Origin of the sequence: Pseudarthrobacter chlorophenolicus A6, assembly GCF_000022025.1 — a bacterium.
GTDB lineage: Bacteria > Actinomycetota > Actinomycetes > Actinomycetales > Micrococcaceae > Arthrobacter > Arthrobacter chlorophenolicus.
The window spans coordinates 42,688-67,169 of sequence record NC_011879.1 but is presented as its reverse complement, the minus strand read 5'-3'; the positions used below and the strand labels follow the sequence as shown (position 1 = coordinate 67,169).

Here is a 24,482-nt window from a genome sequence, read left to right as displayed (position 1 = left end):
TGTTTCGACGGGCAGACCCAGCGTCCGGTCCGCACACATCCTTGCCATGACGACTCTCCCCGACCACCAGATCACCCCGCCTGCCGACACCGGGTCCACACCAAAACCGGCTATCGGAAGCCGCCTCATCGACCTGGGCGTCAACGTCGCATTCGCTGCCGCGTTGTTCCTGGTCGCCGTTGCCGCCGTTCTGCCGGCTCTGACCGGCGGGACTGCCATGACGGTGATGACCGGCTCGATGGCCCCGGCCCTGCCACCGGGGCACATCCTGATCTATCACCCGGTTGCCGCTGACACCCTGAAGGTCGGCGATGTCATCGCCTACCAGCCCGACAAAAACATCACCGGCGGTGTCCCGATTACCCACCGTGTCATCGGCGTCCACCACACGGGTGGCCACGCCGAGGAGATCATCGTTCAGGGTGACGCCAACCCGGTGCCGGATAAGCCGGTCAGGCCGGAACAGATCATCGGGAAGATGGATTACTACATCCCGTTTGCCGGGATGCTGCGGCTCCTGGCTTTCCATGCCGGCCTCGCATCCCTGTTCGATCTTCTCCCCGCCGGGCTCATCGGTTACGGGATCTTCCTGTTTGTCCGTGCCCTCCTTCCCGGGCGCCGAAAAGCCAAGCCGGAAGCGGCGGCAGACGGCATCCAGCCGGCCGCGCATTGTCTGCGCATGTTTACCGGCAGCTGATGCCCTACAGAACGGAGACCCCTGTGGCCGTGACCGCCCTTCGTCCCGACATCGCCGCCGCACGAGCCAATGCCAGGTTTTCCCTTGGCAGCGGCCGTGAGCTCCGGCAGCTGGAGTCGGTGCTGTCCGCGGATGAGACGGTGTCCGCCATGACCCAATGCCGGTATCAGGGCTGCTTCGGACTCGCGGTCCTCACCGACAGCAGGTTTCTCTTCCTCTGTAACGGCCTCATCTGGCGGGCCTATGAGGACATTAGCCTTGACCGGATCACTCACGTGCAGTGGCACACCGTCTTCGGCGTCGGGACTTTGACGCTGCATCTCGGCGCCGTTCCACTGGAGTTCACCGGTGTCAGCGGGCCCGGCGGGACGGCGGCAGTTCAAGGGCTCCGCCAGAACATGGCCGGAAGGGACCGGCTTGACCGGCAGGTGCGTGAGGGGATTCTGACGTTGGCCGCACACTTCGAATCACCAGCTGCGGCGCCTGCCCTGGACAGCTTCCCGGATGAAGTGCCGGAATGCTACTTCTTGGCCGACTCGATGGTCCCCCGGACCTAAGCGGTGAGGGTTCCTGGGGAGTCCGCACACATGGGGACCAATAGCAGACGTTGACGTCATCACCCGGGACAAATGCAATCTCCGACCCGAGGTGAAGCGAAGGTCGGTCCAGGGGGAATCCATAGGTCCCCTGCTTGGGGACTTCCTGCGGCTGCTAGCCAGAAACCGGGTCAGCCATTGTGCCGGCCCGGTTTCTTCATGCCCGGGGACGGACTAGCCCAGGGCGGCGCGGATTTCGCTGCGGATCAGGCGTTCAGCTTCTTGGTCCAGGTCCAGCCGCAGGATCGCGTTCAGTGCACGTGCCATCTTCGGTGCCGCGGCAACGAACTCCGCGAGTTCCGGGTCCCCTGCCAGGTCAAGGGACGACAGGTCCGGGGTGGACCACCGTTCACTGGCGTGCGGGTTGGCGAGGACTGCAGGAGCGGCCATGGGGGTTTCCTTTGCTGGTACCAGGTGCTTACACCCGGCATGTGTGCGGCCGTTGGGCCGGCCGACGTCACGAACGGGCATCTTCACTGGATGTTCACGCGGTGTTCGCAACCCCCGCAGTTCGTCGAGCGATTGGTGTCCTGCCGCACACATCTGAGGCATGAAAGCTTCTACTTGGACTCTTGCGCCGGCCCGGCTGGCGCCACCGGCTTTGAACCCAAGGCCGGTGAAGCACGAAAACTCCCCCGGCTTCCCGACGACAGTCGATGAGGCCCGCGCCTTGGCACGCGACATCAAAGCGGCACGGGCAAAACGGACACCGTGGTGGAAGATTGGAGAGCACCTGTCCATCTCCCGTATTGAAGCGATCCGGCTGGCGCACAGCCTGGACGAAGTGCTGGATGAAATGCGTGGCACCAGCAACGACTCGACCGGCACGCAGGCCGCGCAAAACGGGCATGACGTCGTAGCGTCTCTACTGAGTGACACGGTCTGAGGAAAGGAACCCCCATGTGGCTCTTCATCGAATTCGTCTTTGGCGTGGTGTTCGATTTCCTCGCAGATCTGTTCATCTACGGACGTGGGCACCAAGCGGTGAGGAAGGAACGGCGCTCCGCAAGGCAGCGTCCATCGCGACGAAATGAGAAAGGCCGAGCAAATACAGATGATGTCGATAACCGCACATAGGCTGAACTCGTGAATCCGAGCCCTTCCCCGACTCCCCTGGATGTCTTCGTCCACTCCGGCCCTGCCGAGTGGTGGCAGATCCTCGCCGCCCTCGGTCCGCTGGCCGTCCTGGTCGGTGCCCTGCTTGCCGCCTTCATTGGATGGAACACGCTCCGACAACGGACGACTGCCGATGCAAAGTCGCTTGCCCAGAAGCGCGAGGCTGACGACCGCTCCGAGTGGTGGAAGCGAACACAGTGGGCGATCGACAGCTCTATGTCCGACGAGCCGGACCGGGCCAAGCTGGGGCTCCGGGTCATGTCGGTTCTCGCCGAGAGCAAGCTGGCCGGGCCCGAGGAGCTGAAGATCATCACTTCAGCCTGGGTGGATCCGCTGGAAGTGGCTGAACAAGCCCGCACGGGGAATCCTGTCCAAGGCGAGTACGTTGGAAGTATTACCGTTCCTCCGCCCATACCGGAGGCCGCTGGCCCCCACGAACGGCCGGAAGGGCCGGGCAGGGTGGACGATGGGACGGAACCGGGCGACAATGAAGCAACGAACGAGGATGAGGAGTAGGAGGGGGATGAGCATGATGACAGCCCAGGAATCAGAACGTGAGCACCAAGCCAGCGCCGCAGCAGCAGGAGAGCGGAAGGTCGACGGCATTGGCTCCTCCAATGTGTCCCATCGGGCCGCCTCCTACGACCGCGGTGTCCAGATTGCCGCCGCGCAACTCCGGCTCGTAACTGACCGGCGTCTCGGAAAAACCACCCCTGAATGGGTCAAGGAACTCGCCCAGGAAGAGCCGCGGGCGTCCTGATCCATCATTGACTTGCCACGCTGAAGAGCCAGCCCTACCGCGATCGGGGGCTGGCTCTTCTGGTGCTACGCCAGGCCGAGTGTCTGGAGCGAATCGAAGCAGGGTGCCGGAGTTGGTGTTCATTCCCGCCTCTGGACGTCCGAGGTCTTCATCACCTGCTCCTTCTTGTGGAGGTAGGAGATGGACCGCTCGGTGAGCACGCGGCGGACGAAGGTCCCCTGCTTCACTTCCTGACCGAGGTCCTCCCACAGGATTCCGCGGCCGGCCAACATCTCTTTCCGCCTCCGCACCGATACCCCAGTCAGTTCCCGATGGCTGAAATGGTGGGAGGCGAGCATCCCTACACTGTTCTTCATCGCATCGGCCTGGCGCCACTGCAGGTACTCCAGGACGCCTGCGGAACCTTCCAAATGGTGGGTGCGTCCGTCGAAGAATGCGAGGGCATCGATCTCGGGCCGGATCCGGTTGAACTTTGCGGTGGCCAGGGCGGCCGACGTCGAGACGATCTTCTGGACCTGCCCGCCGAACCAAGCCTGGGTGTTGGCGCTGCCCAAATCGGAGATGATCACGGAGATCTCATCGGACTGGGTGTAGGCGAACTGGGCACCGTCGATGTTCTCGCACAGATACAGCGCGGTCGCCTGCATGTCGGCGGTGAACTTGGGGTCGAAGGGCCGCTGCAGCCCGCGGGTGTACTTGGAGAAACCTTTCCCGTCGACGCGGATCACAGCGTAGCTCTTGGCGGGGAGGAAGGTTCGGTACTGCTTCTCCCGGTTCTTCATGTCCGTGGTGGTCTGGTCCCGGCGCTCGGGCATGGTTGTTGTCATGCGCGCCATGTGTGCGGAACGGCTATTCGGGCTGCCCGCAGCGTCCGGAATTTTCCTAGAGCATCTGAGTGGTGACGAATCCCCAGACCAGAAAAATCATCGCGCTGACGGTCAGGGCAACAGTAATGATTGCCGGAATGCGTCCCTTGCGTTTTCTGATCCCGCTAATGCCGAGCACAAGGGCGACGATGGCCATCGGCAGCGAAAAAGTGAGGAAGAGCATGGCGACGCCGATACCCGAATCAACGCCGCCCCCCCGCCATCCAGCCAGCCCAAAACAGAAATCCCGTGTTGAGGACCATGACGATCAGGGACAGGAGGCCGACGGATAGCCAGGCGGGCCGTGAGCGCGGGACGTTAGTGTTCTCGTCGCTGGTCATACTCATCCACATGCGCAGGTTTTTGGGGTCTCCCTAACCAGCTGGCTGGAGCTTTTGCCAAGGCCCGGACTACGGCCAGTAGTCCGGGTGGTAGCCGAACCGGCCGGGCAGTACCGGCGGGCGGGGTGACGGCATGTTGTCTACTTCTGCTGGACCCTGCCGGTCCCCGGTGTCTTCGGTGTCCTGCTCCGATGACTTCGGGGCTTTCGCCCTTTGGCCAGCAGCCGGTCTACGCTTCCTGGGCAACTTTTCGGGCAAGGGAGGGCCCTCCAGGGACGCTCGTAGGGAGGCCCCGCTGCTTGAGCCATTGGCGCACACATTAGCCCGGAATCTTCTTTTTGGACATGCGCGATCTTCTTGGAGGAATGGGAGACGAAGTCTGTGATGCCGCACACATAGTAGGCAAGCAGCAGGACCACCAACAGCACCAGGAGCACCAATGACCGCCATGATGAACGAGCTGATCGGCGATTCGTTCGCAAGCCTTCCTGCGTCACCGGCGTCATGCCCGGCAGAAGATGGGGGCACCCCTGTTCTCACCGTCACAGTCAACGATCAAACGGTCCTCACCATCGTCCGCCGCCTGCACGACGGCACCTGCATCGACGGCGTGGACTGCGACATCCGCGACTTCCACGCCCTGGACGCCTACGAGGATGACGTGAAGAACATGCTGGGCGCCATGGTGTCGGCAAGCACCGACGGCGACAGCCCTGAGCTGAGCACCTGCCGCAGCACAACGGAACGCCGCTGGCTCCATGGCAAGTGGTGGTGCAAGACGTGCAACATCGAAGTCCGCTACATGGTCGGCTCCGGCTGGGTACACACGACCAAGAAGCGACCGGCAGGCTCAGCCACGGCGTAGGGTATCCCCCATGAGAACCCGGTACTGGGTGAGCACGTTCCTGTGGGCCGCGCTGGTCATCACCTCGATGGTCATCATGGTCTTCGGTCTTTCCCGCACCATGTTCTTCGTCTTTGAGGCGACACCGGAGATGGTCGAGGATGTTTACGCCGGCCGCCGGCTCTACCTCGGCGGCACCCTCGTTTCCCTGGCCGCAGCCGCCTGGGCGCTGCAGATGCGCTACCCGCGATGGGTGGCCATCTGTGCCGCCCTGCCTGCTGTACTGATCGGCTGGGCAGGCCTGGCCAACACAACGAGCCTGTTGCCGCACCTCGTGGCGGTGGCCGCGCTGCCCGCCGCGTTTGCCGGACTGCTGGGCGGCGTGCTCCGTGACGTCTCGAGGCAGCACGGGAGCGCAAATACCACTGGCTCCTGACCTGTTGGGCCGGGATCAGCTCGTGACGGAATCCCTTGCCCCCGGCAGCAGCGGACACATAGGCTCGTCCTGTGAGTGGCTGGGACAGTAATCCGAAGAGCGGAACCGGCCAGCGACCCGTGAAGGAAAACAGCATGGCAACAGGTACGGTCAAGTGGTTCAACGCCGAAAAGGGCTTCGGTTTCATCGCCCCCGACGACGGAAGCGCTGACGTGTTCGCACACTATTCGGCAATCGCATCCAGCGGTTACCGCTCCCTGGACGAGAACCAGAAGGTTCAGTTCGACGTCACCCAGGGCCCCAAGGGTCCGCAGGCAGAGAACATCCAGCCGCTCTAACGGCTTCTACGAAAGACTGGCCCGCCATCGGCAGGCCAGTCTTTTCGTTTGTCCGCCCTTAGGATCCAGCCGCCTGTCTGGCCGCCTTGGCAGCCCTTGCCGCAGCCTTCTGCTCCTCCTGCCGGGCCTTCAACGCAATCGCCCGCTCGGCGTTCTTCTTATCGGACGCTGCCTGGGCTTTCTGGAGGCGCCGGGTCGTCTCCTTCATGATGGTGTCGCGGTTGGCCGTGAACCACTCCCTGGCGCCTTCCTCGTCCGCGAACGCGCCGTCGTCCTGGGCTTCCTCGGACTGGGCCACGATGATCGCCCACATCGGTCCGCGCGGAATCCCCGCCTCGGCCAGGTGATGGCCCTTGAGCATGGCCTTGCCGACAGCCTTCTCATTGCCGATCCGGTCCGCGATGGCGAGCCAGTCGGGCACATAGTTCCTGCTTCGCCTGGCCCCTGCGCCGCGGCCGGCCTTGTCCGCCTCCACCAGCTGCGACCATTGCTTCAGGGTCGGGCCGCCGCCGGCGTTATCCAGCCGCCGCAGCAGCCGGCGCACGGCAGAGTCGCTGACCGTGGCCTCGCCGCCGGGGTTGTGGCACATGTGTTCCCGAATCAGGGGCAGAATCTTCTCGTGGAACCGCTGCGGGGCTCCGATGCGCTCCAGGAAGTCTTTGGCCGGGGCGACCCCGGTCTCGTGGTGGCCGCCGGAGGTGATCCTGCCGTTTTCGTCGATCTTCGTCGAATGCGCCTTGCCGAAGTCGTGGCTGATCGCTGCCAGGACCAGGATGGAAGTCTCTTCTTCGTCGAGGCCGTCACGTCGGGCGATCCGTGCCGCCTGGTCGCCGGCCATTCCGAGGTGGACATGCACGGGGCCCTCCGGGTGCCAGGTCAGGTCCTGGGGGACCCCGCGGGTCGCCGCCAGGCCGGGGAAGTGCTGCTCCCAGCCGGAGGCGTGCAGGGCCTCGAGCGCCTTGGAGATGTGGGTTCCTTCGGTGCTGAGCTTGCGGAACTGCTTCCAGATACCGTCTTTGTGCATCTGGTGGAAGGTCGGCGCCATCTCTCGGCACAGCTCTGCCGTTTCCGGGGCCAGCTCCATGTTGAAACGGCCGGCGAATTGGACACCGCGGAGCACCCTTAGAGGGTCCTCTTGGAACTTGTCTCCGGTGTGGCGAAGGATGCCGGCTTCGAGGTCGGCGCGGCCGCCGAGCGGATCCACAAGCTCGCCGGATTCTGCATCCCAGCCCATCGCGTTCATGGTGAAGTCACGCCGGGCGAATGCAACCTCGAAGGGCATGTTCGGGTCGGTGTCGACCACGAAGCCGCGGTGGCCGTCGCCGGTCTTGTTGTCCTGGCGGGGCAGGGCGACGTCAAAGTCCTGGCCGTTGAGGGAGGTGTTGAACACCCCGAAGGACTGGCCGAATTCGTTCACGTCCCCGGGCAGGGCCTTTCGGACCTCTTCCTTGGAGAGCCCGTACACCTCGATGTCGACATCCATTGAGTCCACGGTGCCGCCCTGGGTCAGGGAGAGCAGCCCATCGCGGACGGCACCTCCGACAATCAGCGGGCGGCCGCCTGCTGCCCGCAGCGAGTCGAGTACCTGGCGGGTTTCCGGGGTGAGGTCGATCAGATCGGGGATGAACTCCGTGACAGGGTGGAGTGTCATGGTGCCCTCCGATCTGATGTCCGGTGCGAACTGGCCGCCGACGGGGATGCCTTTAGGCTGCCGGGCCTGGGTTGTAGTCATGCCTTGTTTGTGTGCGGCTGCGCCTTCCGACCGCCTGCCTCAGCCTACTGTGGCGCGAGGCCGGCATCGCAGTCGCTGTAGACCGGCAGGCAGCGTGCCGCACACATAGCCGGTGAGAAGTAACCCCCAGCACCCTGAAAGTAGCACCATGACAACTGAATCCGACGTCACTGTCGCGTCTGCACCCGAAATCACCGCCGGCGCCATCTACGACATCGTCTCCAAGATCAGCCCATTCGCCTTCGACGGGATGAACGTGGCCATGAGCGCGAACTTCGAGAGCTTCCTCGAGAAGATCACCTTCGGTATCGAATACACCAATGAGGACCAGACGGCGACCGACGCGAGTCCCTTCCTCGCCATGGTCCGCTCCAACCAGGATCTCCTGGCCGCCCGCCTCATTGAAGCCCGCGATGCTGCCCGCATCAGTGGAGTCCCCACGCCGGTACCCATGGACGGCATCGAAACCGATCCCACCTGGCCGCAGCTGATCCTGTCCGCCGGCCCCTACAACCCCGCCGAAGACGAGGACGCTTCATGAGCCCCCTGGCAGTTGTCCCCTCGCCCGCCCAGATGCCCGCAGCCCGCCAAAACGCCCGGCTGTATCTTCAGGCCAGGGCCCTTACCGGCATTCAGAAGCACCTGAACGCCGGAGGCACCGACACCGAATTCATGCTTCGCCTGGCAAGCCACGCACTGGCCGGTGCTTCCACCGCCTCCGACGGCCGCTTCACCGCCGAGCTCCAGCGCCACACCCGCGGCCTCCAAGCCATCCGCCGTCACCTGACTGTCGGCGGAACTGACCGGGACATCCTGGTCGGCCTGACCGTCAACGCGCTCACCGGGTACAGCCCGGCAACGGCGCAGGAAGCACGGGAAGCCCGGGCGAAGGCGGAGCAGGTGGCTGCATGATCCGGAACAACTCCGAGTACATGCTGGCCGACGGTTCGCCCCGTTACGGCATCAGGACCACAGGCCTGGCCCAGGTTTCGGTTGCCACCGCTCCGAGCCTCATCAGGGTCGGGCAGACAGCGGACGCTGCGGCACTGCTGGACGCCGCAGAACTGAAGCTGGCAGTGCAGCACCGCTTCGTCCTCGACAAGTACAACCACGCCGATGCCGACATCATCTCCGGGCTGAGGGCAGATCACCCTGAGGAGCTAGAGGAAGCCGAGGCCATCGTCGCCAAGCGCCTGGGATCCCCGGTGGTGTGGATGCGTGGCGCCAAGACCGCGTACACAGAGGCCGTTATCGAGGAAGCCCAGATGGACGGCACCCTCATGCGGCAACTGGCTGCGTCGCTCATGTCGATCGGGCTCACTGTGGCCATGATGGTCATCGTGATCGGTCTCGCCGCGATGAAAGCCCCACCTCTGATCTCACTGGTCATCGTCACGGGCATCTACCTGGGCACACGCCCCATTCAGCGGAAGCTGGGCCGAACAGTGGACCCTGGCAACTTGCCGACCCGCATTGACCGCGAGGACGCGCGCCTCCTGTGGGACGACGTCGTGAACGCCACCCTGGTGGCTATCCTGCAGAGCAAGGACGTGCCGATCGACCAGGGCACCGTCAAGGCCGCGCTCCGCGGTTGGAACCACACCCGCTACGTCGGTACGGTCGCGCAGGACCTGCGGACCAACCCTGCGCAGCCGTAACAAATCCAGCCTGCCGACCGTCGCCATGGACAATGATCCTCGGATCGGCAGAGCCGCCGGCCCAGCCCGGCGTGCAGCAAATGAAGGACCCGCAGCCGGGCCACGATATGGGGAAAACAATGAGCAACGAATACCAGCTCGTCGACGGGTCGCCGCGCTACGGCACCCGCCACGAAGGAAAACCACAGCAGACGGGCCCGGCACAGCCGCTCCGCGTCGAAGAAACCGCCGAAGCAGCAACGCGCCTGGGACTGGATGACATGGCCGCAGCCATCGACCGCCGCCTGGACAGTGCCTGGGCCGACGCCGAAGACCCGGTCGTGGCCGCCCTGCGGAAAGAGAACCCGGAGGAGCTGGCCGCCGCCCGGGCCCTCGTTCAGCTCCACCTGGGGTCGCAGCGGCAATGGCGGCTGAAGGCCCAGGCCGTCCGCGACAAGCAGTTGGCCGGCACCGTGGCCCGCCGCAAGGCCTCCGGCAGTGCCCGGGCTATCCTGGTGATGCGCCTGGGGTTGATGGCAGCGCTGATCGCGCCGCCGGCGTACATTGTGGCCACCGATCAGGACGACTACCTGAAGCTCCTCCTCACCGGGATCATCTGCTTCGCGGCGGCCATGATTGGCGGGCACTTCCTGACCATCCGGGCCCGCGTTCCGGTCATGCCGAACATCCGTGGCCCCTGGCTGAGCGAGCTCCGCGAGGATGTCGTGAACGCGACCCTGGTGGCGATCCTTCAGAACAAGGGCGTCGCACTCGACCGCCGCACTATTGCCGCTGGCCGGCGGGGTTGGGAAAGCATCCAGGTGGCAGCCAAGGCCGTGGCGGCACTCCACGGTTAGAAGCGTCGGTCATTTCCACAAGCCTGGTGCGGACGACCAATATACTGGCGCCAGCTCATCACAATATTTGGGGGAATCATGGCAGCTAAAACGACCCTGGGGGCAGCCTGCCTTACAGCCTTCCTGGCTTCCGCATTGGTAGGGTGCTCCTCGCCCCAGGCGGCACCTGCTTCGGCGCCGGTAGCCGCCAGCTCAACACCTGCCGCCTCTGTGTCCCCTTCGGCCGTCAGCACAGTTGCTACTGCTGCGTCGTTTGAGCTTCCCGTCGATAAATATCCGGTTGAGAGCCTGGCCAAGGCCATTCTGGATGACAGGTGGACCGCTTGGGAGAACTACGGAGCAAACCAGGAAACCAATGAGAAGTACATGGATCCGAACGCTAACAAGAAGCCAGCTGAGATCGCACAGCCCATTGCGGAAGCGGGTGCCGAGCTGGTCACAAAGGCACTCTTCGTCGAAGGCTTTGAAGCCAACCCGCGACTCAGCCACATGAAAATCACGGAGACCAAGATCAACGTGGCGACGATCGAGCGCGCTCTAATCACATGGGAAGACTCGGTGCCGTACAAACGCACCATGGCCGCCACCGGCGAAGTCAGAAATGTGTCCGGCTCGGCGGACGAGGGACAGGCGGAATTCACGGTCAGCTGGACCAACAGCAGTAACGCGTCCGAGAACCGCATCAGCACGGAGTACGACAAGAACGACACCATCCCCGTGACCGGCACGTACACCTTCACCATGAAGGTCGTGGACGGCAACTGGAAGATCGCCGACATCCAGTACTAGGGCGACATGCAGAAGCCCCGGCAAGGTCTTCGCGCCGGGGCTTCGCTGTGCTTACGCCTCGGCCGAAACCGTGGTCGGGGTCAGCTTGATGCACCCGGAGCGGTCCTTGCTGATGGCGTATTCGGTGCCCCGCAGGATGAGCGTGTCACCCTCGGCGACGAGGATCTGTTCACGGCGTTCCTGCTTGTGGGCGGTGAGGACGGTGGCGTTGGCGCTCATCCAGGCGTGCGGTCCTTCGACCAGCGGTCCCTTGCAGATGACCCGGTGGAAGTTCCCGGCTTCCCAGCCGCCAACGCTGTAGGTGGTGTAGAGGTCGGTGCCGCGGTACGTCTTGTCAAACATGGCCAGCTCCGGGCCGGTGAAGTGGTCCTGGCCGAAGAGGGCCTGCGGGGTGCCGGCGCCGGGGTGTCCCTGGGAGTACGTGATCGGGTCCCTGTCGTTGAGCAGTTCGTCCAGGTTGAAAGCAGCCATGGTGTTCGGTCCTCCGTTATCGGCGTTCCCGGCTCCCTGCCGGTACTGCCAATGTGTGCGGGAATCCGGAACGCCCTCACCACTGATCGAAACGCTGGCGGGCCGTACACACAGAAGTCGGAGGGGCTTGCCCCTGGACGCAAAGAAACCCCGGAACGTTCGAGGTTCCGGGGCTTCTTCGCAGAGGCAGACCTTTTCCGCTAGGTAGTCGGCTGCTGCATATGTTTGATTCAAGGCTTGTCAGGCCACCCTACGGTCTTTCCTGACGTGCTGCGTTCCACACATTAGCAGCACCATCCGACACTTTGGCAAGCGGTCAGTGGCTAACTCTCTGCCCGTGGAATGCGGAGTATTCGCAGTTCAGAGTCTTTTTAGCTGGCGGTGAAGCCTCCGGTTGAGCCGAATCCGCCCGTCCCGCGAACCGATTCGGAGAGGGCCTCAACCTGGATGAACGAGGCGATCTCGATCCGCTGGATGACGAACTGGGCGATCCTGTCGCCTCGCTTGAACTCCATCGTCTTGGCCTTGTCAGTGTTCAGGAGGCAGACGGAGATCTCTCCCCGGTATCCGGCGTCGATGGTGCCGGGGGCGTTCACGACGGTGATGCCGTGCTTGGCCGCGAGGCCGGACCGCGGGTGGATGAGCCCGACGGTGCCGAACGGCAGGGCGACAGCAACGCCGGTGGGAACAAGTTTGCGTTCCCCTGGTTCCAGGGTGAAATCGACCGTGGTGCGCAGGTCGGCGCCGGCGTCGCCAGGCTGGGCGTAGGACGGGGCTTCGATACCGTCGTCGAGTATCTTCAGTTCGACGTTCAGAGTGGTCTTGGGGGCAAGGGTTTCGGTCGTCATGTCTGCTTTCAGTTGGCGTTGCGTTCATGGCGCAGCGCGGCTTTCTTTTCTTTGGCCTTGGCGCTCTTCTTGGCTTTCCGGCGGCTGTTGGGGGTGTTGTGGCATGAGCAGCCGTTCATGGTGAGCCCGTCGACTGCGCAGCTTCGTCCGTTGGTCAGCATCTGATTATCCTTCGATTTCCAGGAGCGGCTTGACGGTTCCGGTGCTGTACGCGAGCTCGATTCCCGCTTCGGTTTCTTCAAACACCGTCCGGCCGTTCGGCAGGACGATGTGGGCCAGGAACTCCGCTTCGAAGCTCACGATGCCTGCCGCGACGGCTTCCAGCTTGGCTTTTACGACCAGGTTCAGTGCCCGCCAGGACTGCCTGACAGCGGCCTCGTATTCCTTCTCCGCGGCTTCGGGGGTGCGCTTGGAGTTCTTGGCGGGCGTATGCGTGAACCGACGCTCGTTCCGGTCCGGCAGGGGCAGGATGAACCGGATCTGACGGTCGTTGGCGGTGAACGCCAGGGCGGCCCGGTTTCCCTGCCAGCCGTACATGAAGGACGTCGCGCCGTAGCGGGTGAGCGTGCGTTCGATCTCTGCCCGGGACGCGGAGCTGTCCACGGTGGTGCCTTGGGCGTAGCGTGCAGCCGTCATGGTTCCTTCCCGGCGTGAGTGTGCGAGTACCAGTCCTATGCGGGACCGGAGTTGACGGCACTGATGTGTGCGGCAACCGTGGCTGTGGTCCCCGCTGAAGACCGGCTCAGATGGTCCGGGCGCCCATCTCCTTCTCCTGGGCCAGATGGTAGGCGAATTCTTCCTCCATGAGCTGCGGGACGGCCTTGGCCGCTCCGGTGTTCAGGTCCCGGAGGTACGCCAGGATGCGCTGTTTCGGGGTCGGCTGCGGGTAGCGGGAGTCGGTTCCGTCGTTGATCGGATAGATCATGTAGGTCGAAGCCCACAGGTTCTCGAACCCGTTCCACAGTTCGTTGCCGCGGGCGTCGTTGCCTCCCATGTTGAAGAGGTGCCCGAAGAAGCAGTTGGTCGTGCCGTCGGCGGAGCGGACGGTGTCCACGCGCCAGGCGTCCTCATCGGTTGCCTCCATGTAGGCGATGACGGGGTCCAGTTTCCGCAGCTGCAGGTCAGCCCAGCCGCTGTCGGATATTTCCGGGCACTGGTCTGCTGGGTGCATGCTGCGCATTGTCTTGGCGTGCTGGAACGGGTGCTGGTCGCAGTCCGGATGCAAGTTCGTGTCCTCTACGAGCCCGCACGGCATCTTGGGGCACGGACAGTTGTCCTCCACGGGGGTGCCATGCCCGGGCCAGGAACGGCCCAGATGGTAGGAGCTCATCGTTTGTCTCCGATCGGGATGCAGGTGGCGCCATCCGAGCGCGTGGTGGCAGTCCGTCTGGCATTGGCGTGGTGGTTGCTCATGCTGCTTTCTTCTGGGGTCGTGGTGCGGCTGGCCGCGCCTGTGCGGGGCGGCGGCGGCTCCCTGCCGGGGACAGGGAGGCGACCGGCAGGGCGGGCCTGGTACCGAGACGCCGCCGTCGTGCTGCCAGGAAGGCGTTCAGACCGGAGATGGCGTCCGCCAGGTAGAAGTCAGGGCGATCCTCTTCTTCCTCTCCTTCCTGCGGGGCGGCGGCAGGGACTTCGACCGGCTTCGCTGTCTTTTTGCGGTCGGTGGCCTTGTTCGGCTGGATGCAGGACTTGCACTTGCCGGAGTGTCCCCACGCCATGGTTCCTGGCATCTCCTTGAGCAGGACGCCGCGCGGCCGCATGGGCCTTTTGCATTGTTCGCACGGGCAAAGTGCTTTCGGGGTTTCTGGGGCGGTACTCACGGTAGTGCTCTTTCTTAACTGATCTGGTCGAGGAATTCGGTGAGGGGGATACGTCCGGCAAGGCTGCCGCGGGCGGGGATGCCGCGTCGCTGACGGTCAGATTCGATGTCGGCTCGGACGCTTGTCAGGTATCCGACGCGTTCGATCGAGATAAAGCGGTCTTCCGGGTCCCTGCCGCAGGCCAGGTAGTCGCAGACCCGGCATTGGTTGTCGCCCCAACTCGGGACGGATCCGGGGTGCTCGGACTCGGTGGTCCCGTGGGGGCGGATAGGGGCCTTGCAGCCCTTACAGAGGGGCAGCTCTTCGGGTGCGGCGGGGGTTGCGTCGGGCACGAGGTGCAGTGTCATGGCCTAGATCTCCTGCGCGACGTGGGCTTCGACGAGAGCGCCGAGGGTCTTGCGAATTGCCGCTTCAAAGCTGTCCAGGGCGTGACCGTCCCGGCGGCCGCAGACGTCCCGCTCGGAGCACTTTTCGTCGTGGAGACGGCGGGCGATGACGAGCACCGAGAGGTCGTTGACCGTCAGTGCCAGCGGCGTTGCCTTGCCGGCCGGGTAGGGGTTGCAGGGCTTGGCTGGCGGGCGGCGGTAGGTGTTCATGTCAGGCTCCTTCTGGATCGGTTTCGCTGCCTCCTATGTGTGCGGCCTTTTAGAGAACCCTCGACAGCTCCGCCCAGGTCCTGACGCAAGGCAAACGGCCCGCCTGCGGAGTGCAGACGGGCCGTTCTGTGGTGCTGTTAGTCGTCGCCCCTGAGCAGGGCGATCAGCCGCAGCAGCTCAAGGTAGAGCCAGACGATGGTCAGCATCAGCCCGAAAGCGTTGCGCCATGATTCAATCTGCGGGGCACCGGCCTTCACGTCTTCCTCGATGACGGTGAAGTCCACGATGAAGTTGAAGGCCGCCATGATGACCACGATGATGCCGACGGCAACGCCGATGGGTATCGATGTTCCCGGGATGTTCATGCCGTTCAATCCGAACGGCGTGGTGACCACCCCGAAAGCAACCAGCCCAATGTTGATGAGGCTGTAGATCAGGTAACCGAACATGGCCACCAGCAGCATCTTCATCATTTTCGGCGTGGCCCGGACGTTGCCGAACTTGAAGACCGCCAGGGTTGCGGCGAAAACGGACACTGTGGCCAGGACCGCCTGGATGACGATCCCTTCGCACCGTGCCTCAAAGATGGCCGAGACGCCGCCCAGTGCCAGACCCTCAAAAGCGGAATACGCCAGGATCAGAACCGGTGAAGGCTTCTTCTTGAAGATGTTCACCATGGCCAGGACGAAGGCCACGAGGGCACCGATGACACCCAGCCCGGGAATGGCCCAACCGACGGCGCCCGCAGCGACGAGTGCCGCTATGCAGAACAGGGTCTTCATGATGACGTCGTCGTAGGTCATCGCGCCTGCGGGTGCCACTTCTGCGGTGCCGAAGGCTCCGGGTCGTGTGCTGTTCCTCTTCTTGTTGAAGACGGGGTTACTCAAGGTTCTCCATTCTGGATGACAGGGACCGCTGGCCGGTTTGAGAAGCCTGCCCGGCGGTTGTGCAACGAGTTATGTGTGCGGCAACCCAAGGGCGGCTGCCCGCGGCTATTCGGCGTAGTAGATCTCGAGCTTGAGGTCCTGGTCGGCGAACGGTTCGATGGCGCGCGTGCCACCCTTGGTGCTGCGGGGTGCGGATCCGTTCGAGATGATGTCCGGGATCATGCTCTCGAACTTTTCGAAGTCACCCTGGCGGCCCTTGTTGGTGTCGATGCGGGCGATAAAGGAATAGGGCGTGTCTCGGGCAGGGCCGCGCTGCGGGTCATCCAATGGTTCACCGCCGATGGCCGCACGGTTGGCGTAGCCGACGACGCCGGAGAGGGCATAGGCTTCCTCGTCGCTGAGCGGGCGGTTCGCCTGGAAGCGGATGGCCTGAGTGTCGTGCGGGGAATCCACCGTGCTTGCACGGGCGAAAACATTGCCCTCGGCCGCGACGCGGTCGAATACTTCCCCAGCCTGGACGCGCGGGTCGTCGGCGGGCACCGGTACGGTCTTGCCGTCTGCCAGCACAGGATCGCTGGCGTGGCGGGCGTGTCCACTGTATTCGTGGGCTGCGGCACCTCGGGCGTTGGCGAGCCTCGCGTCGGTTACAGCTTCCAGCGCGTCCGCCTGCTCATTCAGTCCGGCTGCGCGGAGCATGCTCAAACCCTCCTGGGCGTCCCTGGCCTGGCTGGCTGAGTACCCGTGCGCACGGAGATGGAGGTCATCGGCAACTATCTGGATGTTGCGGTCGGTGAAGTCCTTCGAGTCGTTCAGGAGCGTTGAGACTTCGTTGATCTGGTCCACGCTTAGATGCGCGCCCAGGCCCAGTTCCGCCAAGCGGTGCTCAACGTATTCCGGGGCGACGACTGGAGCGCTGAGGATGAGGGAGGGCTCGGTACGGGTGGTGGCGGCGAACTGGCCGCCGGCGGGAATGCCCCGTGGCTGACGGGCTGTTGGTGTGGTCATGCCTGTGTTGTGTGCGGCTGGCCTGCCAATGCGATACACGCAAAAAGACGCCCCCGCTCAAGTGCGGAGGCGTCTTAGGAGCTTCGGGGTCAGTTGTCGCCGATAGGGCCCGTGAAGATGAGCCGGGACAGTGAGCCGAAGCCAAGGTCCACCAGGGTGACGAACAGGATCATGAAGGCGACAAACGCCACAACGGTCACGGTGTAGCGGAAGAGTTCTTTGCGGGTCGGGGTGACAACTTTGCGCAGCTCCCCGATGACCTGCCGGAGGAACAGGAAGATGGTGCCGAAGAAGCCCTTCTTCTCTTTAGCGGCCGGTGCTTGCGGCCCGGAGAGGGGCCTTTCCCTATGAGTCAGGGTCTGGGTCATTACGTTGTTCCTTGCTTAGGTCGGTTCCGCCCTTGGGCAGGTGGACGTTACTCCGGGAACATGTGTGCGGCACCCCAAGCAAAGGTCCCCGAGGTGCCGCAGTCGCTGGTTGGTCCGCTATGGACGATTGATGCCCCGAGGGTTGTAGCCGGGTTCTTTAGCTGCACGCTCCGCGGCGTCCTTCATCATGAACTTCCAGCGGATGTCCCCGGTGCCTTCGATGTGGTCCTCGTCGAACTCGTACGCCAGCGCGTCCAGTTGGATGTGCGGGAGCGACACCTCGGTGCCGGAGACGAACACATGGACGTCGCCATCGCCCCGCTGGAGCAGCTCCCACTGCCGGCCGCCGTTGTCGATGTCCACGGTGATGATTCTGTCGCCGTTATTGGCGTACCGGACCCCGAAGTCGCGGACGTTCGCGTCGTCACCGTACTGGAACGTCTCTCCGCTGGGGTCCCGGCGCCAGGCCTCCTGGCAGGCGGCGTCGTGCCGGGCGCTGACCACGAGATCGTGAAGGATCTCGTGTTCGTTCTTCCGGGATCCGTCACCGGCTTCCATCCGGAACGTCCAGGCGTCGTCCTCGTCATCGCCGTAGGAGATGGACGGTTTCTCGGTTCCGACATGGTGGACGGTCATTCTGCGGCCGTCGACCTGCAGGATGAGCGCGTCCAGTCCGTCCTCGCTTCGGTACTTCGTATAGAGCGGCTTCACGGTGCCTTCGATGCCGGCCTCTTCCATGAAGTAGGCGGCTTCCAGGTAGCGGCCCTGGTCTTCAGGGGTGTCCCAGGCGACCTCATTCTCAGCCCCGTCGATGACAGTCAGGCCCGAGGGGGCAGGCGCCTGGAGGTCGACGTCCGGTTCAGTGTGGGTTTCGGGGGCGAACTGGCCTCCTGCAGGGATGCCTTTGGGTTGGCGGTTCTCGCTCATGATCTTCCTTCGCTGGGTTGTCCTGTCACCTGCATGTGTGCGGCTGGGAACGCAAAAAGACCGCCTCCGCTCAGATGAACGTAAGGCGGGCTTTCCCCGGCGTTACTGCTTAGTTCCCGGGGTCGAGGTTGATGTAGAGCCTGTCGCCGGCCTCTTGATAATCCACGTGCGGGTCGAGGTGGATGTCCTGGAAGCCGTGGTCTTGCAGCTCCATCAGGTCGACGTCGCCGTGGTTGCCGTGGATGTCCTCGACATGGTCCAGGGTGAAGGTCAGACCGGTCTCGACGTCGGCGTTGCGGTTCACGTAAAGCCGGGAGAATTCCGGGTTGATGGCGAGCAGCTTCGCGGACAGGTCCTCAACGTAAGCGGCGGTGGCCTCGCGGTTGAGCTGCTGCGCGAACTCGGACTGGGCGCGGGCGCGGTCCATGCCGGTCAGGTGCGCGAACGGGTCGGTGAGGGGCTCCGGAGACGATGCCATCTCGTCCCAGCGTTCCTTGATGGAGTCCAGGCTGAAGGCCGTCGAGTAGGGGCCGAGGTTTGCCACCACGCGGGCGTCATCGCGGTGGGTGCCGAGGCCCCACCTCACATCGAATGACTCCTCCAGGTTTGCTTCGTCGTCGAAATCCAGGTCGATCTGGATTCCTTCCGCGTCGTAGAGGTCCACGCCCGCGGTCGAGAGGCCCTCCTTGCCGCTGCCGGCGATGTGGACGTCGGCGAAGGAAGCGTGCGGGTACTTGGCCCAGACGTCTTGGGCCCATTCGGACTGCAGGAGCGCCTCGTTCTTTTCGGCCGCCGCCGTGAGGCTGGAGCGGAGGACATCCTGCGGGGCAGGTGGGGCCAGGCTGACGGCCGGTTCGGCGTGGGCGGTGGCGGCGAACTGGCCGCCGACGGGGACGCCTTTGGGTTGGCGTGCGGTGTTTTCGGTGGTCATGGTGTCTGTCCTTGGTTGTTGTAGGAGCTGGAGCGGTATTCGACGACCCAGTTCGCCTGCCCGGCTACCTCGAATTTGCGGTCCCGGAGCGTCTTGTCGTCCAGGGAGTCCTTGTCGGCTTCGAACTCCTCCCGGAGCTCCTGGAATGCCTGCCGGGCGTCGGCTTCCGGGACGTTCCGCGCTTCGCCGAGGGAGTCCACGTAGGCGCCGGCGGCGTCGTACGCTTCGGTGATCCGGTCGATGTTGCCGTGCCGGTTGCGGCCGCGGCCCCGGCCGGCGGTGTAGATCGCCTCGACGGCGTTCCGTTCCAGGCGGTGCTCCTCGTCCCGGTAGGTGCGCAGGCTCACGGCCGGCTCCGTGCGGGTGGCCGCAGCGAACTGGCCACCGACTGGGATGCCCCGGGGCTGGCGGTCCGTGCTCATCAGAAGCTCCCCATTTCGCAGCCGTCGACGTGCTTGCCCCGCGGAGCGGCGCACCAGGGCCCGTCGGTGCAGGGCCGCTCCTCAGCGCTGGTCGGATCTGGCTCGGTGGCCGGCTTCGTCTCCCCCACAGCTGCGGCAAGGATCCCGGACCGTGCCTGCTCGACAGCGGCCTTCTCTGCTTCACGAACGGCGGCAACGATGACTTTGTGGCGTCCGGTCAGCCAGTTCTGAGCCTGCTCGATGTCGTCATCGTCAGCGCCCTCCCACTCGCCGAGGGCATGTCCGCCGTAACCGCCGCTGCCGTCGTCCTTTTCCCAGACGTCGATCCAGTCCCCTGACGGGTCCGTGGCGGTCGTGATGATCTGACCGAAGTCGTCAACCCGGAAGCTCACTGCAGGTTCCGGGAGGGTGGCCGGCCACCCTTCAAGCTCGGGCCGGCGGGCGGGTGCGAGAGTCACACCCGGCTCCTCGTGGGTGGAGGCGGCGAACTGGCCTCCCGCGGGGATTCCTTTGGGCTGTCGGTTATCGGCCGTCATTGCGGTCCTCCCAGGTGAGTCCTGCTGTGCGGTAGGGGTGCATCCAGGCGGGGCTGTCGTGCTTGGCCGCGGCGATCCGGAAGGACCGTTCCATATGCCAGGCCATCTGCCCCGTCGGGGAGCCGTCGGGTGCGTCAATGTCGACGCTTTGCACCAGGTCCCGGAGGGCATCGTCGGACTCGGCGCCGGTGAGTGTTTCACCGTTTCGATCCACCCGCAGGACGCCGGTGTCGTGGTCAAAGTCGATGGTCAGGTCGAACCCGTCCGTGGCATCCATAAAGCAGGCGCTAGAGGTGGCGGATTCGCCGTCGATGACGTCGTAGCTGCGGAAGTCATACTGTTCGCTGCCTGCGTTCAAGGTGAAGGCTTCGATGGCGTCAGCATCGGCCAGGGCGGCGGCGAGGTCTTCGCCAAGGTTCTCGGTCCGGGACTCGTAGCGGATCCCATACACGGGGTCGCCGGGATCTGCGACGTCGTGGTTGTCGATGGCCCAGCCCGGATTGCCGTCCTCGTCGGTGTGGCCGTCCTGGTGGATGTGGAAGGTACGGCCGTCGTTGGAGGTGAACGTCAGCTTCCCGCCGTGCGCCGAGAGGGCGCCTTCGAGCCCTTCCTGCTGGATGGACTCGACCTGGTCGGCGAAGTACGTGGCCGCTTCCTTGTCCACGTGCAGATCACCGCGGAGTCCGACAGCCGGCTCACCGTGGCGGGCAGCAGCGAACTGTCCGCCAGTGGGAATGCCCTGCGGCTGGCGGTTGGTGCTCATGCGTCATCTCCGGGTGCCCAGGACGCGGCCTTGCGCAGGTCAATGGTGTAGAGCTCGTCTCCGTAACTGCCAACCGAGAACGCGTCCGCCCAGTTTGAGTTGGATGCCTCGGAGCTGAGGTTGACCAGGAGTTCGGCGACTCCGCCGCCGGTCGATTCTTCATCGGAGTAACTGGCCAGCTCAGTCCCTGCCTCGTCCTTGACGGTGGCGCCATCAACGAACACCCCGTTGTCCCAGGAGGCCGTCTGAATGTGCGCGGTGACGGCTTCCGGGTGCTCTTCCAAGATGTACCGCGAGGCAAGTGCTGTGCTGGCCAGTTCCAGATCGCGGTTGGCCTTTGACGTTGCCGTCGAGGTGTTTTCGATCAGTGCGGACAGCTCGTCGTCGGTGGCCGCGGCCTTTACGCCTGTGGCCTTTGCCAGGACGCGGGCGCGGGAGCGTTCGACGGCCGCATGCATCTCGGTGCGCAGTTCCCGGGCGATTTCGCTGTGCTTGCCGCGGGCCCACTGTTCGGCCGCTTCAGCAAGCGGCTCGTCCTCCAGCCATTCGCTCTCGAAGACTGTGGCGTCAGTGTCATTGACATCGTCGTCTTCGTGCCACACCTCCAGGACAGGCACACCCTCGATGCTCACCGTGGTGGTGACGGCGTTGTCGTCGCCGACAGTGACGTCCACCTCTGGCTCAGGCAGCGCCTCCGGCCAGCCGTCCAGCTCTGCGCGTCGAGGGGTGAGGTTGAGTGCGGGTTCTGCGTGGGCGGTGGCGGCGAACTGGCCGCCCACGGGGATGCCCTTGGGCTGCCGTGCGGTGTTATCTGTCATGCCTTACATGTGTGCGGCAAACCCTGAAAAGTGCGCAAAGTAAGGGTTTTTGCGCGCAAAAAGGCCCGGCCGGGAGAGGTACCAGCCGGGCCCGTTCGCCTTAGGCCCTGGTGGGCAGCAGGCTCCTGAGCTCGACCCTGGAGGTGTACTGCAGGCTGCCGTGACGGAACAGCTTCACGGCCACGGCGAGCACCACAGCACCGAGGATGAACAGCTCGGCGACGACAATGGAAGCTTCCGCTCCGCCCAGGGAACCGAGACCGTTGCGGAGCATGGCGGTCACGGGTGCAGAGAACGGGAAGTAGGTGAAGACCCGGACCACGAGGGAGTCGGGATCGCTCATGATGAGCGGCAGGGCGTACAGCGGCACGAACATCATGATGACGATGGAACCGAACAGGCCGTTGGCGTCCTTGGCGGTCGGCATGACCGCACCCAGCGCGACCAGGGCGCTGGCGAAGAGGACGAAGCCACCGACCAACAGCAGCGAACCGATGATCATGGTGGAGGGTTCCGGGACCATTGCTGCCAGGGAAACCCCGGGGAGGGCGCCCGTACCGGCAAGGATCAGGAAGCCGGCCACGGCCGGTGTGGCCACCGTGAACATCTGCACGAGGCCGGTGCCTACGATCGCGATGATCTTGCCGACGATCAGTGTTGTGGGATTCATGGTCGTCAGGATCATCTCGGTGACCCTGTTTTCCTTCTCTTCCACGGTGCTGTTCAGTATCTGGCCACCAAGGAACAGGATCGCCAGGTAGAACAAAACCAGAAACAGCAGCGGCGGGACCGCTTCGAGCAGGCCGCCGGACACTTGCCCGTCCTTGAACATGGTTTCGGAGTAGGAGGCGTCGCCGGCGGCCAGTGCGGTGAGCTCCGGCGAGCCGATTTTGTCCTTGACGGCCGCGGCGATCATTTTGGTGGCCACTGCGCTGTAGACGCCGCTCTCGAAGATCCCGCGGTCCTCGCCGTAAACCTCGATCTCATCCTTGGACGGTGCAGCGGGAATGTAGATGAACGCTTCCGAACTGCCGGAGCGTACGGCGTCGATACCTGCCTGCCGGTCTGTGACAGCAGTGCCTCCGGACTTCTCGCCCAGCTTCTCCGAGACCAGCCCGGATTCGTCCAGGTACAGGAAGGAGATGGTGGCGTCCTGCTGCGCGGAGACCGATTTGCTGGCGCTTTCGCCGCTGAATCCGACCAGGGCGAAGACAATGGCCATGAGAACCGGTACTGCCAGTGTGGTGGCCCAGAAGCTCTTCTTCTTCAGGGTCCTCAGGAATTCGAAACGCACGACGGTGCGGAGGTTGTGGCGAGCCATCAGAGGGCTCCTTCCAGTGTCTGGCTGGTCCCGTATACGCTCAGGAAGATGTCTTCCAGGGATGTCTTGGATGTGGTGAATGAGTTGACTGGCACGCCGAGGCTGACCAGATGGCGCAGGAGCCCGGCGCTGTCGATGGAGTCAGCCAGTGCCAGGTGGGCATAAGACTCCCCCGGGACGCCGGTCGGCCGGATCATGAGGGGCGTGTAGGCCGGGTCGTCGGGGAGCGTTCCGGTGTAGACGACCGTGGCTGTGCGGGTTCCGTACTGGTCCTGTACCTCGGCGATGGTTCCGTAGGCCTCGGCTTTGCCGTCTTTGAGCAGCAGGATCCGGTCGCAGAGATGTTCGACCTCGTCCATCTGGTGGGTGACCATGATGACGGTGGCGCCGTCGCGTTTCTGCTCGGCGATGATGTCCATGAGGAGCCGGCGGTTCACCGGGTCGAAGCCCTTGGTGGGTTCGTCCAGGATCAGCAGGCCCGGCCTGCTCATGATGGTGACGCCCAGCTGGACTTTCTGTTGCTGGCCGCCGGAAAGCTTGTCCAGGCGGGTCTTGGCCTTGTCGGCCAGGTTCACGCGCTCCAGGAAGTCCAGGGACCAGCTGCGGGCTGCTTTCCGGGACAGGCCTTTGAGTTCCCCGAAGTAGGTCATCACGTCGATGACGGGGTCCTTCTTGTAGAGCCCGCGTTCTTCGGGAAGGTAACCGAGCGTACGGCCTTCTTCCGGGCGGAAAGGCTTGCCGTTGATGTGCAGGGTGCCAGCGGTGGCCTGATAGATGCCCAGGAGTGCGCGGATCGTCGTGGTTTTACCGGAGCCGTTGCTGCCAAGGAAGCCAAACGTTTCGCCGCGGCCGACCTCGAAGGAGAGGTCCTCGATGACGGCGCGGGTTCCGAAGGCCATTCGGAACCCGGACACGGCGACTGCCGGGTCGAGTGTCGGGGTGATGGTCACGGAGTCTGCTTTCTACGGGGAACAGGTCTTCAGCTCATGTGTGCGGCGCAGGCCCCGCAGCTGCCCGTCCAAAAGATCCGGGAGCATGTTCCTCTATCTCGACTTCTATTTTTGGACCATAAGTTCAACTGACTGGAGAGCCTTCAAGGTGGCGATGGATATAAGTAGCTGGTCTCGCTCCTCAGCCAGGCGTTCCCACTCGCCAGGGTCATCTATCTCTTTGTTTTCTTCAACGGCTTCTTGGATAGATGCTTCGTTAGCTCGGAGCGCTATCCCGAGGTAGTGGAGGGCAGAAGTATGTACGGGTTCAAGACCGCTCTCAGCTTCGAGGAACAACTTTGTCCCTCTGCACTTGTTGCAAGTGACATAGTTTTTGAGCGAGGTGATGTCCGATCCGAAGGCCCGATCCACTCCACAAGCTGGTCGAGTTCCTTTTCCTTGAGGGACGAGATGGGTGATCATAATTCCTCCTTCTTAATTTGTATCTGGATACACACATGCTTCCCCGGTTCGGCAGCCGCCGCAGCCTCCCGGGCTTCGACACGCCGAACCGGGGAGCACCGCGCCGTGAGGTGCCCCACAGCAAACCGGGAATGCCCTGTTGCCGCTCCACGGCACCCTACGATGGGTGCATGGTCAAAGTCGTGGGCGTCATGAGCCCTACAGAGAAGCGGGAAATCAGGGCTGAAGGCGAGAGTTAAGAGGACGCCCGTGACGCGCTGAAGGCGCAGGTTCCGGAAGGATGGCGGCTGCTGTCCATCATGACGGAGCGGTGACCTGCCGCGTGTGACAAAAGTGCAGGTCAGGGCC

Annotated in this window: 38 protein-coding genes; 14 read left to right on the top strand and 24 right to left on the bottom strand. The window is 64.0% G+C overall.

Annotated elements, in window-relative coordinates:
- Positions 1-46 precede the first annotated feature (46 nt).
- Both ACHL_RS23525 and ACHL_RS23520 read left to right on the top strand, forming a co-directional pair.
- On the top strand, positions 47-697 hold the full coding sequence (locus ACHL_RS23525) for a signal peptidase I (protein WP_012623002.1): 651 nt from the start codon (positions 47-49) through the stop codon (positions 695-697).
- Complete coding sequence (locus ACHL_RS23520) at positions 697-1,254, top strand: PH domain-containing protein (protein ID WP_012623001.1); 558 nt, start codon at positions 697-699, stop codon at positions 1,252-1,254. Before ACHL_RS23525 ends, ACHL_RS23520 begins: the two co-directional genes overlap by 1 nt.
- A 213-nt stretch (positions 1,255-1,467) precedes the next feature.
- Here the strand turns inward: ACHL_RS23520 and ACHL_RS20350 are convergent, their stop codons facing one another.
- The gene (locus tag ACHL_RS20350; RefSeq protein WP_012623000.1) at positions 1,468-1,683 is read right to left on the bottom strand and encodes a hypothetical protein; all 216 of its coding nucleotides are present in this window, start codon (positions 1,681-1,683) and stop codon (positions 1,468-1,470) included.
- 160 nt (positions 1,684-1,843) lie between these two features.
- Between ACHL_RS20350 and ACHL_RS20345 the strand changes: the two genes are divergently transcribed.
- Genes ACHL_RS20345 through ACHL_RS20335 form a run of 4 tightly spaced genes read left to right on the top strand, consistent with a single transcriptional unit; the run spans position 1,844 to position 3,169 of the window.
- Positions 1,844-2,179, top strand: coding sequence for a hypothetical protein (locus tag ACHL_RS20345; protein ID WP_139187315.1), 336 nt, complete (start codon positions 1,844-1,846; stop codon positions 2,177-2,179).
- 14 nt (positions 2,180-2,193) lie between these two features.
- Positions 2,194-2,370, top strand: a complete 177-nt coding sequence (locus ACHL_RS24330) for a hypothetical protein (RefSeq protein ID WP_157672507.1) — start codon at positions 2,194-2,196, stop codon at positions 2,368-2,370.
- A 9-nt stretch (positions 2,371-2,379) separates the two neighbouring features.
- Positions 2,380-2,925: a hypothetical protein gene (locus tag ACHL_RS20340; protein ID WP_012622998.1), complete on the top strand. Its 546-nt coding sequence runs from the start codon at positions 2,380-2,382 to the stop codon at positions 2,923-2,925.
- Positions 2,926-2,932: 7 nt separating this feature from the next.
- Complete coding sequence (locus ACHL_RS20335; protein ID WP_012622997.1) at positions 2,933-3,169, top strand: hypothetical protein; 237 nt, start codon at positions 2,933-2,935, stop codon at positions 3,167-3,169.
- A 119-nt stretch (positions 3,170-3,288) separates the two neighbouring features.
- Here ACHL_RS20335 and ACHL_RS20330 read toward each other — a convergent pair whose 3' ends face one another.
- Together ACHL_RS20330 and ACHL_RS24325 are read right to left on the bottom strand one after the other, a co-directional pair.
- A complete protein-coding gene (locus ACHL_RS20330; protein ID WP_050767202.1) occupies positions 3,289-3,996 on the bottom strand; it encodes a tRNA(His) guanylyltransferase Thg1 family protein in 708 nt (235 codons plus the stop codon).
- A gap of 55 nt (positions 3,997-4,051) precedes the next feature.
- Positions 4,052-4,219: a hypothetical protein gene (locus ACHL_RS24325; RefSeq protein WP_012622995.1), complete on the bottom strand. Its 168-nt coding sequence runs from the start codon at positions 4,217-4,219 to the stop codon at positions 4,052-4,054.
- Between the two features lie 596 nt (positions 4,220-4,815).
- Between ACHL_RS24325 and ACHL_RS20325 the strand changes: the two genes are divergently transcribed.
- The 3 genes from ACHL_RS20325 to ACHL_RS20315 all read left to right on the top strand — a co-directional run bounded on the left by ACHL_RS20325 (position 4,816) and on the right by ACHL_RS20315 (position 5,994).
- Positions 4,816-5,241, top strand: coding sequence for a hypothetical protein (locus ACHL_RS20325; RefSeq protein ID WP_012622993.1), 426 nt, complete (start codon positions 4,816-4,818; stop codon positions 5,239-5,241).
- A 10-nt stretch (positions 5,242-5,251) separates the two neighbouring features.
- Positions 5,252-5,656 carry a hypothetical protein gene (locus tag ACHL_RS20320; RefSeq protein WP_012622992.1) on the top strand — a complete coding sequence of 135 codons (405 nt, stop codon included), beginning with the start codon at positions 5,252-5,254 and terminating at the stop codon, positions 5,654-5,656.
- A 134-nt stretch (positions 5,657-5,790) separates the two neighbouring features.
- Entirely contained in the window at positions 5,791-5,994 is a 204-nt protein-coding gene (locus tag ACHL_RS20315; RefSeq protein ID WP_012622991.1) for a cold-shock protein, read from the top strand.
- Positions 5,995-6,052: 58 nt separating this feature from the next.
- Here ACHL_RS20315 and ACHL_RS20310 read toward each other — a convergent pair whose 3' ends face one another.
- Positions 6,053-7,726, bottom strand: a complete 1,674-nt coding sequence (locus tag ACHL_RS20310; protein ID WP_012622990.1) for a CCA tRNA nucleotidyltransferase — start codon at positions 7,724-7,726, stop codon at positions 6,053-6,055.
- Positions 7,727-7,874: 148 nt separating this feature from the next.
- On the opposite strand from ACHL_RS20310, the gene ACHL_RS20305 reads away from it, so the two are divergent.
- The 5 genes from ACHL_RS20305 (at position 7,875) to ACHL_RS24575 (ending at position 11,009) form a co-directional block, all read left to right on the top strand.
- Positions 7,875-8,267 carry a hypothetical protein gene (locus ACHL_RS20305; RefSeq protein ID WP_012622989.1) on the top strand — a complete coding sequence of 131 codons (393 nt, stop codon included), beginning with the start codon at positions 7,875-7,877 and terminating at the stop codon, positions 8,265-8,267.
- The gene (locus ACHL_RS20300) at positions 8,264-8,638 is read left to right on the top strand and encodes a hypothetical protein (protein ID WP_012622988.1); all 375 of its coding nucleotides are present in this window, start codon (positions 8,264-8,266) and stop codon (positions 8,636-8,638) included. The genes ACHL_RS20305 and ACHL_RS20300 overlap by 4 nt, the downstream gene beginning before the upstream one ends.
- Positions 8,635-9,384 (top strand): hypothetical protein, encoded by a 750-nt coding sequence (locus ACHL_RS20295; protein ID WP_012622987.1) that lies wholly within the window; start codon positions 8,635-8,637, stop codon positions 9,382-9,384. Before ACHL_RS20300 ends, ACHL_RS20295 begins: the two co-directional genes overlap by 4 nt.
- A 119-nt stretch (positions 9,385-9,503) precedes the next feature.
- On the top strand, positions 9,504-10,220 hold the full coding sequence (locus ACHL_RS20290) for a hypothetical protein (protein ID WP_043795137.1): 717 nt from the start codon (positions 9,504-9,506) through the stop codon (positions 10,218-10,220).
- A 366-nt stretch (positions 10,221-10,586) separates the two neighbouring features.
- Positions 10,587-11,009, top strand: a complete 423-nt coding sequence (locus ACHL_RS24575; RefSeq protein WP_208858442.1) for a hypothetical protein — start codon at positions 10,587-10,589, stop codon at positions 11,007-11,009.
- 51 nt (positions 11,010-11,060) lie between these two features.
- On the opposite strand, the gene ACHL_RS20280 is transcribed toward ACHL_RS24575, so the two are convergent.
- The 20 genes from ACHL_RS20280 to ACHL_RS20190 form a co-directional block, all read right to left on the bottom strand.
- Positions 11,061-11,480 carry a hypothetical protein gene (locus ACHL_RS20280; protein ID WP_012622984.1) on the bottom strand — a complete coding sequence of 140 codons (420 nt, stop codon included), beginning with the start codon at positions 11,478-11,480 and terminating at the stop codon, positions 11,061-11,063.
- Positions 11,481-11,851: 371 nt separating this feature from the next.
- Positions 11,852-12,328 carry a dUTP diphosphatase gene (gene dut / locus ACHL_RS20275; protein ID WP_012622983.1) on the bottom strand — a complete coding sequence of 159 codons (477 nt, stop codon included), beginning with the start codon at positions 12,326-12,328 and terminating at the stop codon, positions 11,852-11,854.
- 8 nt (positions 12,329-12,336) lie between these two features.
- The gene (locus ACHL_RS24320) at positions 12,337-12,489 is read right to left on the bottom strand and encodes a hypothetical protein (RefSeq protein ID WP_012622982.1); all 153 of its coding nucleotides are present in this window, start codon (positions 12,487-12,489) and stop codon (positions 12,337-12,339) included.
- A gap of 4 nt (positions 12,490-12,493) precedes the next feature.
- Positions 12,494-12,964, bottom strand: a complete 471-nt coding sequence (locus tag ACHL_RS20270) for a hypothetical protein (protein ID WP_012622981.1) — start codon at positions 12,962-12,964, stop codon at positions 12,494-12,496.
- A gap of 106 nt (positions 12,965-13,070) precedes the next feature.
- The gene (locus ACHL_RS24570) at positions 13,071-13,499 is read right to left on the bottom strand and encodes a hypothetical protein (protein WP_208858444.1); all 429 of its coding nucleotides are present in this window, start codon (positions 13,497-13,499) and stop codon (positions 13,071-13,073) included.
- 238 nt (positions 13,500-13,737) lie between these two features.
- Complete coding sequence (locus ACHL_RS20260; RefSeq protein ID WP_043795008.1) at positions 13,738-14,088, bottom strand: hypothetical protein; 351 nt, start codon at positions 14,086-14,088, stop codon at positions 13,738-13,740.
- A 74-nt stretch (positions 14,089-14,162) separates the two neighbouring features.
- Positions 14,163-14,495, bottom strand: coding sequence for a hypothetical protein (locus ACHL_RS20255; protein WP_012622978.1), 333 nt, complete (start codon positions 14,493-14,495; stop codon positions 14,163-14,165).
- A gap of 3 nt (positions 14,496-14,498) precedes the next feature.
- Positions 14,499-14,744, bottom strand: coding sequence for a hypothetical protein (locus ACHL_RS20250; RefSeq protein WP_012622977.1), 246 nt, complete (start codon positions 14,742-14,744; stop codon positions 14,499-14,501).
- Between the two features lie 137 nt (positions 14,745-14,881).
- Positions 14,882-15,631 carry a Bax inhibitor-1/YccA family protein gene (locus tag ACHL_RS20245; protein WP_012622976.1) on the bottom strand — a complete coding sequence of 250 codons (750 nt, stop codon included), beginning with the start codon at positions 15,629-15,631 and terminating at the stop codon, positions 14,882-14,884.
- A 105-nt stretch (positions 15,632-15,736) separates the two neighbouring features.
- The gene (locus ACHL_RS20240) at positions 15,737-16,636 is read right to left on the bottom strand and encodes a hypothetical protein (RefSeq protein WP_012622975.1); all 900 of its coding nucleotides are present in this window, start codon (positions 16,634-16,636) and stop codon (positions 15,737-15,739) included.
- A gap of 89 nt (positions 16,637-16,725) precedes the next feature.
- Positions 16,726-17,004 (bottom strand): preprotein translocase subunit SecE, encoded by a 279-nt coding sequence (gene secE, locus ACHL_RS20235; protein WP_012622974.1) that lies wholly within the window; start codon positions 17,002-17,004, stop codon positions 16,726-16,728.
- A 117-nt stretch (positions 17,005-17,121) separates the two neighbouring features.
- Entirely contained in the window at positions 17,122-17,931 is an 810-nt protein-coding gene (locus ACHL_RS20230) for a hypothetical protein (protein ID WP_012622973.1), read from the bottom strand.
- A 109-nt stretch (positions 17,932-18,040) separates the two neighbouring features.
- A complete protein-coding gene (locus tag ACHL_RS20225; protein ID WP_012622972.1) occupies positions 18,041-18,862 on the bottom strand; it encodes a hypothetical protein in 822 nt (273 codons plus the stop codon).
- Positions 18,859-19,284, bottom strand: coding sequence for a hypothetical protein (locus tag ACHL_RS20220; RefSeq protein WP_012622971.1), 426 nt, complete (start codon positions 19,282-19,284; stop codon positions 18,859-18,861). The genes ACHL_RS20225 and ACHL_RS20220 overlap by 4 nt, the downstream gene beginning before the upstream one ends.
- Positions 19,284-19,742: a hypothetical protein gene (locus ACHL_RS20215; protein ID WP_167534796.1), complete on the bottom strand. Its 459-nt coding sequence runs from the start codon at positions 19,740-19,742 to the stop codon at positions 19,284-19,286. The genes ACHL_RS20220 and ACHL_RS20215 overlap by 1 nt, the downstream gene beginning before the upstream one ends.
- Positions 19,743-19,806: 64 nt before the next feature.
- Positions 19,807-20,583 carry a hypothetical protein gene (locus tag ACHL_RS20210; RefSeq protein ID WP_012622969.1) on the bottom strand — a complete coding sequence of 259 codons (777 nt, stop codon included), beginning with the start codon at positions 20,581-20,583 and terminating at the stop codon, positions 19,807-19,809.
- Positions 20,580-21,401, bottom strand: coding sequence for a hypothetical protein (locus ACHL_RS20205; RefSeq protein WP_012622968.1), 822 nt, complete (start codon positions 21,399-21,401; stop codon positions 20,580-20,582). The genes ACHL_RS20210 and ACHL_RS20205 overlap by 4 nt, the downstream gene beginning before the upstream one ends.
- Before the next feature lie 100 nt (positions 21,402-21,501).
- Entirely contained in the window at positions 21,502-22,722 is a 1,221-nt protein-coding gene (locus ACHL_RS20200; RefSeq protein WP_012622967.1) for an ABC transporter permease, read from the bottom strand.
- The gene (locus tag ACHL_RS20195; RefSeq protein WP_050767217.1) at positions 22,722-23,621 is read right to left on the bottom strand and encodes an ABC transporter ATP-binding protein; all 900 of its coding nucleotides are present in this window, start codon (positions 23,619-23,621) and stop codon (positions 22,722-22,724) included. Before ACHL_RS20195 ends, ACHL_RS20200 begins: the two co-directional genes overlap by 1 nt.
- Before the next feature lie 156 nt (positions 23,622-23,777).
- Entirely contained in the window at positions 23,778-24,134 is a 357-nt protein-coding gene (locus tag ACHL_RS20190; RefSeq protein ID WP_012622965.1) for a hypothetical protein, read from the bottom strand.
- Positions 24,135-24,482 lie beyond the last annotated feature (348 nt).